The sequence below is a fragment of the Pseudomonas sp. MLB6B genome, from assembly GCF_054508135.1.
Genome location: NZ_CP199313.1, coordinates 1,530,813 through 1,542,938, shown reverse-complemented (window position 1 = coordinate 1,542,938; position 12,126 = coordinate 1,530,813). Strand labels below are relative to the sequence as shown.

Genomic DNA, 12,126 nt, shown 5'->3' with positions numbered 1-12,126 from the left:
AACCGAACTAGATAACGGCTCATGCACAGGATCGCAAGCCTTGTCGCCTGCGTGCGCCACAACGCGTCAAGCCTGGCCCAGCACCTCGCTCAAGTGCGCCTGGTAGGCGGCGACGGTGGCCTCGACGTTGGGGCGCTTCATCACATCGGTGGCGAGGAAGGTCGGCAACCCGCGCATGCCGAGGAACTGGTGGGCCTTGTGAAAGGGGAAGTACACGGCATCGACGCCTTTGCCTTCGAAGAAGTCGCTGGGGTCGTCGAAGGCCTGCTGCGGTGCGTTCCAGGTCGCAGAAATCATGTAGCGTTTGCCTTGCAGCAGGCCACCGCTGCCGTATTTCTGCGAGGCGTCGGCACGGGTGCGGCCGTCGCTCGCGTACAGGCTGCCATGGCCGGCGGTGAAGACTTCGTCCATGTACTGCTTGACGGTGTGCGGCGTACCCATCCACCAGCCGGGCATCTGGTAGATCACCACGTCCGCCCAGAGCCAGTCCTGTACCTGCTGCTCGGCGTCGTAGCCGCCATCGATGAAGGTCTGGCGTAGGTCGAAACCGGCGCGGTCCAGATGCGCCAGGGCGGTATCGTGCAAGGTCTGGTTGAGACGGCCGTCGGAGTGGGCGAACTGTTTGCCGCCATTGAGCAAAAGGATGTTTTTCATGGAGGGCCTCTGGGTCGCTACCGACCGGATCGCTAAGAAGGCCGGCAGACTAACCAGCCTTGGGCGCGGGAAACAGCCACGGCGGGGCAAATGATAATTGCGCGAGAATCACGAATCCTGGCCTTACTGTTGTCATAGACTCGTACTTCAACTTTTGTGGAATTCTGCCCCATGGCCCAACAGCACGCCTTCATCCTCAAAGCCAAAACCCACCCGGAACGCGCCGACGCCTTCGAGCGCCTGTTCCGTGCCTATGTCGAGCCGAGCCGGCGCGAACCGGGCTGCATCGAATACCACATGCTGCGCGATCTGGACGACCCGAGCCTGTTCATCTTCTTCGAGGTCTGGGCCAGCGAACACCACTTCAATACGCACATGGCCCTGCCGCACATGCGCACCTTCGTCGAGCAGCGTGCCGAATACCTGGAAGGCGAGTTCGACGTTCAACGCATCGAGATGCTCAGCCCCGCTAGCCGTTGAGCAACAGGTGCAGCCCCAGCAAGCCCAGCCCGACGAAGAAGCAGCGCTTGAACACAGTCGGGCTGATGCGCTGGCGCAGCCACTGGCCGGCGAACATGCCCAGCAGCGCCGGTAGCAGCATCAGCAGCGAAGCGCCCAGCGCCTGGCCGCCCAAGGCATCCTGCCCCGCCAGGCCCACCGCCAGGGCCAAGGTGGAGACGGTGAACGAGAGGCCCAGCGCCTGCACCATCTCGTCACGGTTCAAGCCCAGGCTTTGCAGATAGGGCACCGCTGGCATGACGAACACGCCGGTGGCGGCCGTCACCACCCCGGTGATCGCCCCGCACAGCGGCCCCAGCCAGCGCTCGTGCCGCGGCGCCACACGCAGTTGCGGGCCGGCCAGCCCGTACAACGCATACACCACCAAGGCGCCGCCCAAGGCGTGCGCCGCCCAAGGCCCACTGTCGATGCCCAGCCACAGGCTGCCCAGGCAAGTGCCGAGGAAGATCATGGCCAACAGGCTGCCCAAGCGCCGCAGCAACGCACGCAAGTGCCCGCCGAACGCCAGCTGCCACAGGTTGGTGACGGTCGAGGGTACGATCAACAGCGCCGCCGCCTGGGCCGGTGGCAGGCCAAGCCCGAGCAGGCCCATGGCGACCGTGGGCAGGCCCAGGCCGATCACGCCCTTGACCGCGCCGGCGAGGAGGAAGGTCAGCAGCACCAGCAACGAAAGCGCGGCGCCGATGTCCTGATAGAAACCGAGAAATGTGTGCATGGCAGGCATCGTGCCTGGCACCGCAAGCGCTGACAACTCACCCCCGCCGACCCCGACCCGCGCAATGGCCCAGGCCCCCACCGGCCCTGGGGTACAGCATACGGTCACAGCTTCGGCGGTACAGCCTTGCCGTGCCTGCGCGGGCCGCGCACACTCGCTGACCGTCGCAGCTTGAAAGGACACTTCGCATGCCGTCGATCTACCAGCTCAAACCCCGTTTCCAGGCCCTGCTGCGCCCCAGCGTGCAGCGCCTTTACGAACGCGGCGTCACGGCCAATCAGGTCACCTTGGCCGCTGCCTTGGTCTCGGTGCTGCTCGGCCTGCTGCTGGCCTGGCGCCCCGAAGCCACCGGGCTGTTCCTGCTGGTGCCGCTGTGGATGCTGCTGCGCATGGCGCTCAATGCCGTGGACGGCATGCTCGCCCGCGAATTCGGCCAGCAATCGACCCTGGGCGCCTACCTCAACGAGCTGTGCGACGTGGTCGCTGACGCCGCCCTGTACCTGCCCTTCGCTCTGCTCCCAGGTGTGTCGCCGAGCCTGGTGGTGCTCACGGTGGTGCTGGCCGTGGTCAGCGAATACGCCGGGGTCATGGGCCCGTTGGTAGGCGCTTCGCGGCGCTACGACGGCCCCATGGGCAAGAGCGACCGTGCCTTCGCCTTCGGCGTGCTGGGCACCGGCGTGGGCCTGGGGCTGCTGGCCGCCAGTTGGGTCAACGGGCTGCTGGCGCTGGTGCTGCTGCTGTCGCTCTACACCTTGTACAACCGGGTTCGCCAAGGCCTTCTCGAAGCGCGTCGAATCACCTCCTGACCCCCACCCTCTGCACTTCTCTGTCGGACAAGGACTTTCGCCATGCGCCAAGCGCAATCGTTGCATTTCCCTACCCATGACGGTGTCGACCTGCATTACCGCCACTGGCCCGCCACGTTGAGCGAACACCAGCCGCGCCGCGCCGTGGTGATGTTCCACCGCGGCCACGAGCACGGCGGGCGCCTGGCGCACCTGGCCGACGAACTGGACATGGCCGGCTACGACTTCTTCGCCTGGGACGCCCGCGGCCACGGCCTGTCGCCCGGCGCCCGCGGCGACAGCCCGAGCTTCGCCACCAGCGTGCGCGACGTGCAGACCTTCATCGAGCACCTGCACCAGCGCCATGGCATCGAAGAACAGGACATGGTGGTGCTGGCGCAAAGCGTCGGCGCAGTCGTGGTGGCTACCTGGGCCCACGACTACAACCCCAAGGTGCGCTGCCTGGTGCTGGCCTCGCCGGCGTTCAAGGTCAAGCTCTACGTACCTTTCGCCCGCCCCGGCCTGAAGCTGCTGAAGGCGCTGCGCGGCAACTTCTTCGTCAACAGCTACGTCAAACCGCGCCTGCTGACCCATGACCCCGACCGTGTGGTGTCGTACAAGGCCGACCCGCTGATCAGCCGGCCGATCTCGGTGACCATGCTGCTGGGGCTGTACGAAGCCGCCGACCGTGTGGTGGCCGACGCCCAGGCGATCCAGGTGCCGACGCAGTTGCTGGTGTCGGGCGCCGACTTCGTGGTCGAACGCGCCCCGCAGGAACGCTTCTTCGAGCGTCTGGGCAGCGCGCGCAAGGAAATGCACGTGCTGCCGGGCTTCTTCCACGACACCCTGGGCGAGCGCGACCGCGCCCATGCCCTGGCGCGGGTCAAACGCTTCGTCACGCATTGCTTCGACGCGCCCGTCGCGCCCGCGTCGCTGCTCGATGCCGACCGCGTCGGCGCCAGCCTGGCCGAAGCCGAAAGCCTGGCCGCGCCGCTGCCGCCCCATTCGCCGCGCGCGCTGTACTGGCGCGCCACTCGCGCCGGGCTGCGCCTGGGCCAAGGCTTCTCCGAAGGCGTCAAGCTGGGCTTCGACACCGGCTTCGATTCGGGCAGCACCCTGGACTACGTGTACCGCAACCAGGCCACCGGCAAAGGCACGCTGGGCCGGGCCATCGACCGCAACTACCTCGACGCCATCGGCTGGCGCGGCATTCGCCAGCGCAAGCTGCACGCTGAAGAACTGCTGCGCGAGGCCATCGCCCGCCTGCGTGAAGCGCAGCGACCGGTGCACATCGTCGACATCGCCGCCGGGCACGGGCGCTACATCCTCGAAGCCCTGCACACCCTGACGGAAAAACCCGACTCGATCCTGCTGCGCGACTACAGCGAGCTGAACGTGCAACGAGGCAGCGCGCTGATCCAGGAGAAAGGCCTGGCCGACATCGCCCGCTTCGTGCAGGCCGATGCCTTCGACCGCGCCAGCCTGGCCGCCCTCGACCCACGGCCGACCTTGGCGGTGGTGTCGGGGCTGTACGAGCTGTTCGCCAGCAACGCCCTGGTCGGCAACTCCCTGGCGGGCCTGGCCGATGCGGTCGAAGACGGCGGCTACCTGGTCTACACCGGCCAGCCCTGGCACCCGCAACTGGAGATGATCGCCCGCGCCCTGACCAGCCACCGCCAAGGGCAGGCCTGGGTCATGCGCCGGCGCAGCCAGGCCGAGATGGACCAGTTGGTCGAGGCCGCAGGCTTTCGCAAGATCGCCCAACGCATCGACGAATGGGGCATCTTCAGTGTCAGCCTGGCGCAACGGGTGCGTGGATGACGACGCTGCGCGAACCGGGCCTGGTCCGCCGTGGCGTGCTGTGGCTACTGCTGCTCGGGCCGCTGTTCTTCATCAGTTACGGCTTGAGCAACAGCCACACCGCCACGCGCGCCGACGTCGGCACCCTGGTGTTCGATTGGGAACATCGGGTGCCGCTGTGGCCATGGACGATCATTCCGTACTGGTCCATCGACCTGCTCTACGGTTTGTCCTTCCTCTTGCCCCTGAGCCGCCGCGAAATGGACCGCCACGCCCTGGCCCTGCTCAGCGCGCAGGTGCTGTGCGTGGCGGGCTTTCTGCTCTGGCCGCTGCGCTTCACCTTCGAACGCCCCGCGCTGGACGGCATGTTCGGCTGGCTGTTCGACGTGCTGATGGGCTTCGACAAACCCTTCAACCAGGCGCCCTCGCTGCACATCGCACTGCTGGTGATCGTCTGGACGATGTTCGCCCGGCACGTGCACGCCCAGCCCTGGCGCTGGCTGATGCATGGCTGGATGGCGCTGATCGGGGTGTCGGTGCTGACCACCTGGCAGCACCACTTCATCGACGTGCCCAGCGGCGCACTGGTGGGGTTGCTGTGTTTGTGGCTGTGGCCGGCACAAGGTACGTTGCCCTGGCAGCATGCGCGGTTCAGCCGGGACGTGCGCTGCTGGCGACTTGCGGGGTTCTACGCGCTGGGGGCGGCACTGCTGGCGGCTCTGGCACTGGCGCTCGGCGGCGCGGCGTTAATCTTGCTGTGGCCTGCCGTGGCGCTGCTGCTGGTGGCACTCAACTACGCGGTGCTGGGGCCTGATGGGTTCCAGAAGCGTGCCGATGGGCAGCTGTCGGTCGCGGCCCGTGTGCTGCTGGCGCCATATGTGCTCGGCGCCAGGCTCAATGCCTGGTATTGGACCAAGAAGCGGCCGCGCTGCGACGAGATCTGCGAAGGCGTGTACCTGGGCCGCGTGCCGAACCATGCCGATGCCTCGCCCTTCGTCGCCATCGTCGATCTGTGCGCCGAGCTGCGCTGTGCGGCGCAGGTGCCCCACTACCGCAGCCTGCCCAGCCTCGACCTCGTAGTGCCGGATGGCGCCGTGCTGGCGCAAGCGGCGGCCGACATTGAGACACTGCGCCAGCACGGCCCGGTGCTGGTGTGCTGCGCCCTGGGCTATTCGCGCAGTGCCAGCGCGGTGGCGGCCTGGCTGCTGCTGACCCGGCGCTGCGCCACGTTGCAGGCTGCCGAGGCGCTGATTCGTCTGGCACGGCCTACGGTCGTCTTGCATGCGGACCACCGGCAGGTGTTGGGCCGGCTGGAGAGCACAGCGTGAAGCGATCTGCGATTGTGGAACCGCAGCCCGAGGTTCCTGCACACCGACCGTCGACAGGTTCTGCCTTGGCTGGAGGTATGGGCGTGGACCGCCACCTGCTCGCAAGACTGCAACCGACGCGCTTTGGCGCGCTTCAGCCGAGCGGGCGACGCCGAAGTTCGATGCCGACGGAGCCGTGCCCATGAACCTGTTCGTCGTTGCCACCCTACTGCGCCGTGGCGCGCAGTTGGAGCGTTTGTCCGACGGCACCACCCTGCTCGCGGCCGCCTACGCGCTGGCGCCCCTGCTTGGCGCTCCGCTGGTGCCCTGGGCGAGCGCAGGCGCCGTGCTGCTGGTGCTGCTGGGGCTCTTACACAAATACTGGGCCGTGCGCGTGGCGCTGGACGCCGAGCTGTTCGCCCGCATGGCCGACAGCGGCGCGGCGCTGGAGGACGACACCCTTGCCCTGGACCATGCCCTCCAGACGCTGCACTTGAAGCCCCGCACCGCCAGCCCCCGCGACTGGCCAGCACGCAGCCAGGGCGCCCTGGCCCTGCTGCGCCGCCAGGCCCTGTGCTTGGGCCTACAAACCCTGCTGCTGTTGGCTACCCTGCTGACACCGCCCTTGCTCGGATGACCGCGCCCCATGCTCGCTGACCTCACCGCCTTCAGCATCACTTCCGCCGCCCGCCTGATCACCGGCGCCCGCGCCCTGTGGCTGGGCTGCACGCCGCAGCCGGTGCAGCGGCTGTACTACGCCAACCACAGCAGCCACGGCGATTTCGTGCTGCTCTGGGCGTCTCTGCCCGACGCGCTGCGCAAGCGCACCCGGCCGGTGGCCGGCGCCGACTACTGGTGCAAGCCGGGCCTGCGCGAGTTCATCATCCGCAAGGTGTTCAATGCCGTGCTGATCGACCGCCAGCGCAGCGACACCCTGGACAGCCCCCTGCAACCGGTGCTCGACGCCCTGGCCCAGGGCGACTCGCTGATCTTCTTTCCCGAAGGCACGCGCAACCTCGGCGACGAGCCGCTGCTGCCGTTCAAAAGCGGCCTGTTCCACCTCGCGGCGGCCCACCCGCAGATCGAGCTGGTGCCGGTATGGATCGCCAACCTCAACCGCGTCATGCCCAAAGGCCGCGCCCTGCCCCTGCCGCTGCTGTGCACCCTGAGCTTCGGCGAACCGCTGCACCGGCTCCCTGGCGAGAGCAAGCCGGACTTTCTCGAACGGGCCCGCCTGGCCCTGCTCACCCTGGCCCCCAAGGAGGCCTGACATGGACGACAACACCCTTTCGCTGTTCGCCGGCATCGGCGCCCTGTTGCTGCTGGCCAGCATCATCGGCCGCCTGCTCAAATGGCGCGCCGGCGCCGGCCCACACCCGGTCATCGACAACCTCAACGCGCGCATCAACGCCTGGTGGGTGATGGTGCTGGTGATCGGCATCGCCTTCGTGTTCGGCAAGTACGGCGTGATCGTGCTGTTCTACGGCGTGTCGTTCTACGCCCTGCGCGAATTCATGACCCTCACCCCAACCCGGCGCAGCGACTACCCGGCCCTGGCCGCCGCCTTCTACATCGCGCTGCCGGTGCAGTACGTGCTGATCGCCAGCGACTGGTACGGGCTGTTCAGCATCTTCATTCCGGTCTACGTGTTTCTGCTGCTGCCGATTCTGGCGAGCCTGGGCGGCGACACCACACGTTTTCTGGAGCGCACCTCCAAGGTGCAGTGGGGCTTGATGATCGCGGTGTACTGCGTGTCGACGGTGCCGGCGCTGATGACCCTCGACATCCCCGGCTACGAAGGCCGCAACCTACTGCTGATCGCCTGGCTGATCCTGGTGGTGCAGCTCAGCGACGTGCTCCAGTACGTGTGCGGCAAGCTGTTCGGCAAGCGCAAGGTGGCGCCGAACCTGTCGCCGTCCAAGACCCTCGAGGGGCTGCTCGGTGGCGTGGCGCTGGCGACGCTGGTCGGCGCGCTGCTGTGCTGGATCACGCCGTTCAGCTTCTGGCAGGCGGCCTTGCTGGCGCTGGTGGTCAACGCCATGGGCTTCTTCGGCGGGCTGGTGATGTCGGCGATCAAGCGCGACCGCGGCGTGAAGGACTGGGGCCACATGATCGAAGGCCATGGCGGCATGCTCGACCGCATGGACTCGGTATGCTTCGCCGCGCCCGTGTTCTTCCACTTCGTGCGCTACTGGTGGGCGTGAAACAGCGCGTCCAGGCATTTAGGGGTCGAGCCCAGGCAACTGGGGCTCGGCCATTGCGCCTAAGGTTGCCCGTCAACCCGCCTGCCTAGGAGCCTGCACATGTCCGACTTCATCACCGTTCTGCGTGAAACCTGCCCGACGCCCGTGGTCGATGCCACCAAGTGGAAGCGCATCGGCGGCGAGCCGCATACGGTCAACCTCAACGCCTACCTGTCGGCCGACGGCAGCAAGATCATGGGCACCTGGATCTGCACCCCAGGCAAGTTCGAGGTGAACTACGACAAGTGGGAGTTCTGCCACTTTCTCGAGGGCTACTGCATCATCACCCCCGAAGGCGAAGAGCCGAAGCACCTCAAGGGTGGTGACGTGTTCGTGATCGAGCCGGGGATGAAAGGCACCTGGGAAGTGGTCGAGACGGTGCGCAAGTACTTCGTCTTCGCCTGATTCGCGTCGGTGGTCCGCTTCGCCCGCTCGATGCGGGCGAAGTCGTTTCAGGCTTGCAGGAAAAACGCGCCTGCCGCTCCAGCATGGTCCTCACTCGCGCTTGCGATAACCCTCGATGATCGCCGAGAAGTCCTTGCCGCCTTCTCCACGCAAACTCATCGCCTGGTACAACTGCTGCGCCACCGCCCCCAGGATCACCGGCTGGTGCGCCTGGCGCGCCGCTTCGGTGGCCAGGCCCAGGTCCTTGAGCATCAGCTCTGCACCGAAACCACCGGTGTACCCGCGCGCAGCAGGCGCCGTGTCGACGACACCCGGCCAAGGGTTATAGGTGTCGGAACTCCAGCAACGCCCGGTCGAGCTGTTGATGATCCCCGCCAGCACCTGGGTGTCGATGCCCAGCGCGTCGCCCAGGGCCATGGCCTCCGAGACGCCGATCATCGAAATGCCGAGCAGCAGGTTGTTGCAGATCTTGGCGATCTGCCCCGTACCCACGCCGCCGCAATGCACGATGTTACGCCCCATGTGCGCCAGCACTGGCTTGAAGATGGCGAACAGTGCGTCACTGGCGCCGACCATGAAGGTCAGGGTCCCAGCCGCCGCACCGCCAGTACCGCCCGAGACCGGCGCATCGCCCATGTCCACGCCTTTTTCCGCGGCCGCCTGGCTGACCTCGCGGGCGGTCTGCGGGTCGATGGTGCTGCAATCGAGCGTCGGCGTGCCGGCGCGGATACCCGCCAGCACGCCGTCTTCGCCCAGGTACACGCTGCGCACGTGGGCAGCGGCGGGCAGCATGGTGATGATCGCGTCCGCCGTGCTGGCGGCCTCCTTGGGCGAGGCGCTGACCTGGCCGCCCAGGCCTTGCAGCTCGGCGAGAACGGTAGGGTTGAGGTCGAACAGGTTCAATTGCTGGCCGGCCTTGAGCAGATTGCGCGCCATCGGCGCGCCCATGTTGCCCAGACCGATGAATGCGATACGCATGCCGACCTCCTTAACGCAGGCTGATGGTGGTGTTCACGCCGTCCTGGGCGCTGTCGTCGTCGAACCAGCGAGCGGTCACGGTCTTGGTCTGGGTGTAGAACTGCACCACTTGCTTGCCGTAAGGGCCCAGGTCGCCCAGTTTCGATCCGCGCGAACCGGTAAAGCTGAACAGCGGCACCGGCACCGGAATGGGGATGTTGATGCCCACCTGGCCCACGTCGATCTCGCTCTGGAACTTGCGCGCCGCCGCCCCGCTCTGGGTGAACAGGCCAGTGCCGTTGCCGAAAGGGTTGCGGTTGACCAGAGCGATGGCCTCGTCGAGGGTTTCCACCGTCAAGGTCACCAGCACTGGGCCGAAGATTTCCTGGGTGTAGATGTCCATATCGACGGTCACGCCGGAGAACAGCGTCGGCCCGACGAAGTTGCCGTGCTCGTAACCCGGCACCTGCACGCCGCGTCCGTCCAGCTCCAGCACCGCACCTTGCGCCACGCCGCGCTCGATCAGGCCCAGCACCCGCTCCTGGGCGCGCCGTGAGATCAACGGGCCGACGTCGGTGCCCGGCTCGCTGCCGGCATTGACCTTGAGTCGGCCGGCGGCAGCTTTGATATCCGGCAGCCACTCGCGCGCCTTGCCCACCAGCACCGCCACCGAAGTGGCCATGCAGCGCTGGCCCGCCGCGCCGAAGGCGGCGCCCACCAAGGCATTGACGGTTTGCGCGCGGTTGGCGTCGGGCAGCACCACGGCATGGTTCTTCGCCCCCATCATCGCCTGCACCCGCTTGCCGTGCTGGCTGGCGAGGGTGTGCACATGGGTGCCCACCTCGGTGGAGCCGACGAACGACACGGCCTTGATGTGCGGGTGCGTGCACAGCGCATCGACCACCGACTTGCCGCCGTGCACGACGTTCAGCACCCCGGCCGGCACGCCCGCTTCCAGCGCCAGCTCCACCAGCATCAGGGTCGATAGCGGGTCCTGCTCCGAGGGTTTGAGCACGAAGGTGTTGCCGCAGGCGATGGCCATGGGGAACATCCACAGCGGAATCATCGCCGGGAAGTTGAACGGTGTGATGCCGGCGCAGACGCCAATGGGCTGGCGCAAGGTGTAGGTGTCGACGCCGCCGGCCACGTTCTCGGCGAATTCGCCCATCTGCAAGGTGCCGATGGCGGCGGCATGTTCGACCACCTCCAGGCCGCGGAAGATGTCGCCTTCGGCATCGGCCAGCGTTTTGCCCTGCTCGGCGCTCAACGTCTGGGCGATGCGTGCGCTGTGCTCACGAATCAGCGCTTGCAGCTTGAGCATGACGCGCGCGCGCGCGCCGATGGAGGTCTCGCGCCAGGTCAGGAACGCACGTTGCGCCGCGGCCACGGCCGCCTCGACTTCAGCGTCGGTGGCGAACGGCACCCGCGCCAGCACCTGCTGGGTGGCCGGGTTGACCACATCGCGCCATTCGTGGGTCTGGGACTCGACCCACTGGCCGTCGATCAGCAGCTTGGCCGACTGGACGTGGGTGTCATGGGGTTGTTGCGGGGCATTCATCGGCGTTCTCCTTGGAATTGTTGTAAGGACGCGATCACAGGCGCCTGCTGCGATGCAGGCATGGCGCCATCAGGATGAATTTGAGTATAGATGTGCAAACATCCCGTAAAACCTAATAAAAAAACCGGATCGTCATGCAAAAAGACCCTACCCGCCTCGGCACCCTGAACTGGGACGACCTGAAGTTCTTTCTCGAAGTCGCGCGCACGCGCAAAGCCAGCAGCGCCGCCAAGCGCCTGGGCGTCGACTACACCACGGTGTCGCGGCGCATTGCCGCGCTGGAACAGGCGCTCGGTACGCTGCTGTTCGAAAAGTCGCGCACCAGCGGCTTTCTGCTGACCCTCGAAGGCCAGCGTCTGCTGGGCTACGCCGAGTCCATCGAAAGCACCCTGCACATGGCCTGCGAACAGGTGTCCGGCTCGGGCATGGCGCTGTCGGGCCACGTACGCATCGGCTGCACCGAGGGCTTCGGCAGCTTCTTCGTCACCCCGCAACTGAGCCACTTCGTCGACACCTATCCAGCGATTTCCGTCGACATCCTGCCGCTACCGCATTTCATCAGCCTGTCCAAGCGCGAAGCCGACATCGTCATCGCGCTGGAGCGCCCGGAACACGGCGCCTACGTATGCTGCAAGCTATGCGACTACCGCTTGCGCCTGTACGCCACGCCCGAGTACCTGGCGCGCCACCGGCCCGTGGCAACTCTCGACGATCTGCGTCAACACCGGTTCATCAGTTACGTGGAAGACCTGGCCTTCAGCGCCGAGCTGCTCTATCTCAATCACCTGATTCCCGAGGCCCACGCACCGCTGCGCAGCACCAGCGTGATCGCGCAGTACACGGCGGCGGTGCAGGGGCATGGGCTGGCGATCCTGCCGTGCTTCATCGCGGCGCAGGATGCGCGGCTGGTGGAAGTGTTGCCGCAGGTAGTGGAGGTGACGCGGCAGTTCTGGATGTATTGCCGGGAGGATTTGCGCAAGTTGCGGCGGATTGTGTTGGTGTGGGATTACATACGCGCTACAGCAGAACGCAATCGAACACTTTTGCTCGGTGAAACCAAATCCTTGGTGTTCGAGGAATGAAAAGTCGGCGCTGCAACGTCCTGCTGAAAGCGTTTGGTTCCAAGATCCACGGGCCACCTCTCTTGCTCGCCTCGAATGCCCCTTGATCAGGACATGCGTCG

Annotated in this window: 13 protein-coding genes; 9 read left to right on the top strand and 4 right to left on the bottom strand. The window is 66.5% G+C overall.

All coding sequences use genetic code 11. The features are described 5' to 3' along the window. Window positions 1-66: 66 nt before the first annotated feature. Complete coding sequence (locus ACSMEV_RS06635) at window positions 67-654, bottom strand: NAD(P)H-dependent oxidoreductase (protein WP_459207727.1); 588 nt, start codon at window positions 652-654, stop codon at window positions 67-69. A 171-nt stretch (window positions 655-825) separates the two neighbouring features. On the opposite strand from ACSMEV_RS06635, the gene ACSMEV_RS06630 reads away from it, so the two are divergent. After that, window positions 826-1,134 (top strand): putative quinol monooxygenase, encoded by a 309-nt coding sequence (locus ACSMEV_RS06630; protein ID WP_459207726.1) that lies wholly within the window; start codon window positions 826-828, stop codon window positions 1,132-1,134. On the opposite strand, the gene ACSMEV_RS06625 is transcribed toward ACSMEV_RS06630, so the two are convergent. Further along, on the bottom strand, window positions 1,124-1,888 hold the full coding sequence (locus ACSMEV_RS06625; RefSeq protein WP_459207725.1) for a sulfite exporter TauE/SafE family protein: 765 nt from the start codon (window positions 1,886-1,888) through the stop codon (window positions 1,124-1,126). The genes ACSMEV_RS06630 and ACSMEV_RS06625 overlap by 11 nt on opposite strands. A gap of 188 nt (window positions 1,889-2,076) precedes the next feature. Between ACSMEV_RS06625 and ACSMEV_RS06620 the strand changes: the two genes are divergently transcribed. The 7 genes from ACSMEV_RS06620 (at window position 2,077) to ACSMEV_RS06590 (ending at window position 8,428) form a co-directional block, all read left to right on the top strand. Further along, the gene (locus ACSMEV_RS06620; protein WP_459207724.1) at window positions 2,077-2,694 is read left to right on the top strand and encodes a CDP-alcohol phosphatidyltransferase family protein; all 618 of its coding nucleotides are present in this window, start codon (window positions 2,077-2,079) and stop codon (window positions 2,692-2,694) included. A 42-nt stretch (window positions 2,695-2,736) separates the two neighbouring features. Then, window positions 2,737-4,494: a bifunctional alpha/beta hydrolase/class I SAM-dependent methyltransferase gene (locus ACSMEV_RS06615; protein WP_459207723.1), complete on the top strand. Its 1,758-nt coding sequence runs from the start codon at window positions 2,737-2,739 to the stop codon at window positions 4,492-4,494. Beyond that, window positions 4,491-5,801 carry a phosphatase PAP2/dual specificity phosphatase family protein gene (locus ACSMEV_RS06610; RefSeq protein ID WP_459207722.1) on the top strand — a complete coding sequence of 437 codons (1,311 nt, stop codon included), beginning with the start codon at window positions 4,491-4,493 and terminating at the stop codon, window positions 5,799-5,801. Before ACSMEV_RS06615 ends, ACSMEV_RS06610 begins: the two co-directional genes overlap by 4 nt. 181 nt (window positions 5,802-5,982) lie before the next feature. After that, window positions 5,983-6,417: a hypothetical protein gene (locus ACSMEV_RS06605; protein WP_459207721.1), complete on the top strand. Its 435-nt coding sequence runs from the start codon at window positions 5,983-5,985 to the stop codon at window positions 6,415-6,417. A 9-nt stretch (window positions 6,418-6,426) separates the two neighbouring features. Continuing rightward, window positions 6,427-7,050 (top strand): lysophospholipid acyltransferase family protein, encoded by a 624-nt coding sequence (locus ACSMEV_RS06600; RefSeq protein ID WP_296265371.1) that lies wholly within the window; start codon window positions 6,427-6,429, stop codon window positions 7,048-7,050. Between the two features lies 1 nt (window position 7,051). Beyond that, a complete protein-coding gene (locus ACSMEV_RS06595; RefSeq protein WP_459207720.1) occupies window positions 7,052-7,984 on the top strand; it encodes a phosphatidate cytidylyltransferase in 933 nt (310 codons plus the stop codon). Window positions 7,985-8,083: 99 nt separating this feature from the next. Further along, window positions 8,084-8,428 (top strand): cupin domain-containing protein, encoded by a 345-nt coding sequence (locus tag ACSMEV_RS06590; RefSeq protein ID WP_038411964.1) that lies wholly within the window; start codon window positions 8,084-8,086, stop codon window positions 8,426-8,428. 90 nt (window positions 8,429-8,518) lie between these two features. Here ACSMEV_RS06590 and mmsB read toward each other — a convergent pair whose 3' ends face one another. Further along, complete coding sequence (mmsB, locus tag ACSMEV_RS06585) at window positions 8,519-9,406, bottom strand: 3-hydroxyisobutyrate dehydrogenase (protein ID WP_459207719.1); 888 nt, start codon at window positions 9,404-9,406, stop codon at window positions 8,519-8,521. 10 nt (window positions 9,407-9,416) lie between these two features. Beyond that, entirely contained in the window at window positions 9,417-10,943 is a 1,527-nt protein-coding gene (locus ACSMEV_RS06580; RefSeq protein ID WP_459207718.1) for a CoA-acylating methylmalonate-semialdehyde dehydrogenase, read from the bottom strand. Between the two features lie 134 nt (window positions 10,944-11,077). On the opposite strand from ACSMEV_RS06580, the gene ACSMEV_RS06575 reads away from it, so the two are divergent. Then, window positions 11,078-12,025, top strand: a complete 948-nt coding sequence (locus ACSMEV_RS06575) for a LysR family transcriptional regulator (RefSeq protein ID WP_459207717.1) — start codon at window positions 11,078-11,080, stop codon at window positions 12,023-12,025. Window positions 12,026-12,126 lie beyond the last annotated feature (101 nt).

Excerpts from the sequence above, each read along its gene's own strand:
- ACSMEV_RS06635 (WP_459207727.1), bottom strand. The coding sequence starts at position 654 with ATGAAAAACATCCTTTTGCTCAATGGCGGCAAACAGTTCGCCCACTCC.
- ACSMEV_RS06630 (WP_459207726.1), top strand. The coding sequence starts at position 826 with ATGGCCCAACAGCACGCCTTCATCCTCAAAGCCAAAACCCACCCGGAA.
- ACSMEV_RS06625 (WP_459207725.1), bottom strand. The coding sequence starts at position 1,888 with ATGCACACATTTCTCGGTTTCTATCAGGACATCGGCGCCGCGCTTTCG.
- ACSMEV_RS06620 (WP_459207724.1), top strand. The coding sequence starts at position 2,077 with ATGCCGTCGATCTACCAGCTCAAACCCCGTTTCCAGGCCCTGCTGCGC.
- ACSMEV_RS06615 (WP_459207723.1), top strand. The coding sequence starts at position 2,737 with ATGCGCCAAGCGCAATCGTTGCATTTCCCTACCCATGACGGTGTCGAC.
- ACSMEV_RS06610 (WP_459207722.1), top strand. The coding sequence starts at position 4,491 with ATGACGACGCTGCGCGAACCGGGCCTGGTCCGCCGTGGCGTGCTGTGG.
- ACSMEV_RS06605 (WP_459207721.1), top strand. The coding sequence starts at position 5,983 with ATGAACCTGTTCGTCGTTGCCACCCTACTGCGCCGTGGCGCGCAGTTG.
- ACSMEV_RS06600 (WP_296265371.1), top strand. The coding sequence starts at position 6,427 with ATGCTCGCTGACCTCACCGCCTTCAGCATCACTTCCGCCGCCCGCCTG.
- ACSMEV_RS06595 (WP_459207720.1), top strand. The coding sequence starts at position 7,052 with ATGGACGACAACACCCTTTCGCTGTTCGCCGGCATCGGCGCCCTGTTG.
- ACSMEV_RS06590 (WP_038411964.1), top strand. The coding sequence starts at position 8,084 with ATGTCCGACTTCATCACCGTTCTGCGTGAAACCTGCCCGACGCCCGTG.
- mmsB (WP_459207719.1), bottom strand. The coding sequence starts at position 9,406 with ATGCGTATCGCATTCATCGGTCTGGGCAACATGGGCGCGCCGATGGCG.
- ACSMEV_RS06580 (WP_459207718.1), bottom strand. The coding sequence starts at position 10,943 with ATGAATGCCCCGCAACAACCCCATGACACCCACGTCCAGTCGGCCAAG.
- ACSMEV_RS06575 (WP_459207717.1), top strand. The coding sequence starts at position 11,078 with ATGCAAAAAGACCCTACCCGCCTCGGCACCCTGAACTGGGACGACCTG.